General features: G+C 63.7%; 2 protein-coding genes and 1 pseudogene. All 3 read right to left on the bottom strand.

What is annotated here, in order from left to right:
• Positions 1-435 (bottom strand): annotated as a pseudogene (locus ABYW26_RS14330) (lipoyl synthase); the annotation flags it as partial.
• A 31-nt stretch (positions 436-466) separates the two neighbouring features.
• Positions 467-1201 carry an ABC transporter permease gene (locus tag ABYW26_RS14325; protein ID WP_372605589.1) on the bottom strand — a complete coding sequence of 245 codons (735 nt, stop codon included), beginning with the start codon at positions 1199-1201 and terminating at the stop codon, positions 467-469.
• Positions 1198-1593 (bottom strand): TenA family protein (locus ABYW26_RS14320; RefSeq protein WP_372605587.1); only part of this gene is annotated, 396 nt, incomplete at its 5' end. The genes ABYW26_RS14320 and ABYW26_RS14325, both read right to left, overlap by 4 nt.

Below are 1593 nucleotides of genomic sequence, written 5' to 3'. Positions count from 1 at the left end.
GTGCCGGATCGCGCGGATGGTGCGGGCGAAATGCTCGGCCCCGCCGTCCCGGATATCGTCGCGATCCACCGAGGTTAGGACCACATGTTTCAGGCCCAAGGCATCGACCGATGTGGCGACCTTGGCCGGCTCGAACAGGTCCAGCGCCCCGGGTTTACCGGTCGCAACATTGCAAAACGCACATCCGCGCGTGCAGATGTCGCCCATGATCATGAACGTGGCGTGGGACTTGGACCAACACTCGCCCAGATTTGGACAGGCGGCCTCTTCGCAGACGGTCACCAGACCGTTTCCGGTCACCTGCTGTCTGGTGTGCTGCACCGCATTGCCCGTCGGGGCCTTCACCCGAAGCCAAGGCGGTTTCGGCAGGCGATCAGAGGGCTTGGCCCTGGCCTTTTCAGGATGTCGGGCCGAGGCTGGGACCAATGCAGTCATGAGATATGTTTTCTATTCGTTGATGCGGGATTTACTGTCTTTCAAGCAACGCTCGTGCCAAGTGATGAACCGCGCTGTGCAGCAGAACCGTGAACACCGCCAACACGATCAGCGCCGCGAACATCAGGTCGATCTTGGCGCGCCCGTTCGCCAGCAACATCAGATAGCCCAGGCCTTTGCTGGCGCCGACCCATTCGCCGATAATCGCCCCGATCGGCGCATAGACCGCCGCCAGACGCAGACCCGACGCAAAGCCGGGCAGCGCCGCGGGTATCTGGATGTGCCACAGAATTCTGGCCCTCGATCCGCCCATCACCTGCGCCAGTCCCAGCCATCCGGGATGCGGGCGCATCAATGCGTCAAGGAAGGACGAGGTGATAGGGAAATAGATAATGATCAAGGCCATCAACACCTTAGACCCAAGCCCATAGCCGAACCAAAGCGTCAGAAGCGGCGCAAGGGCAAAGACAGGAATTGCCTGACTGAACACCAGCATCGGCCGGACCAGCGCCCGTGCCAAGGGCGAGGCCGCCAGCCCGATCGCCGAAAGACCGCCCAGCACCGCCCCCAGACCCAGGCCGATCATCACCTCGGACGCGGTGATCAGCGCGTGCTGGGCGATCAGCGCCCGGCTGGTCCAAAGCGTTTCAGCGACGCGAACAGGGGCAGGCAGGATGAATCTGGGCAGATCGCCCAGCCACACGGCCGCCTGCCACAGCGCCAAGACCAACACCGCCGAGGCGATCCCTGAGTGCCATGTCTTCATGTCGCAACCGGGAAACCGGCCCAGGCCGCATCGAAAAACGCGCGCTCCAGACGGACAGCAGTGCTGAACAAGGCCTCGACACGGGCGCGTTGCGCGTCATCCAGCCGGGGCCAAAGCGCGTCCAACTGCCCGCGCAGATAGGCGACCACCGCTTCGAACCCCTCACCGCTGTGCAGCGTGATCCACTCGCCCAACCAGAACGGCAAGCCGGCGGCGCGGTGCGCCATCGGCGTGGCCCATTCCAGATAGACCCATTCCGCGACCACCAATACCGCCAGCATCTCTTCATATCGGCCGGACTGGCGGGCGTCTTTCATCAGGTCCTGAAAGGCCACTGTGGCCGGTTCCGCCCGGGTCGCGGGCCGATGGCCAAGCGCCTTAAGGCTGCGCAG

Source organism: Actibacterium sp., assembly GCF_041584535.1.
In the GTDB taxonomy this organism is placed as follows: domain Bacteria; phylum Pseudomonadota; class Alphaproteobacteria; order Rhodobacterales; family Rhodobacteraceae; genus Actibacterium_D.
This window is presented reverse-complemented; position numbering and strand designations above follow the sequence as displayed.

Excerpts from the sequence above, each read along its gene's own strand:
- ABYW26_RS14325 (WP_372605589.1), bottom strand. The coding sequence starts at position 1,201 with ATGAAGACATGGCACTCAGGGATCGCCTCGGCGGTGTTGGTCTTGGCG.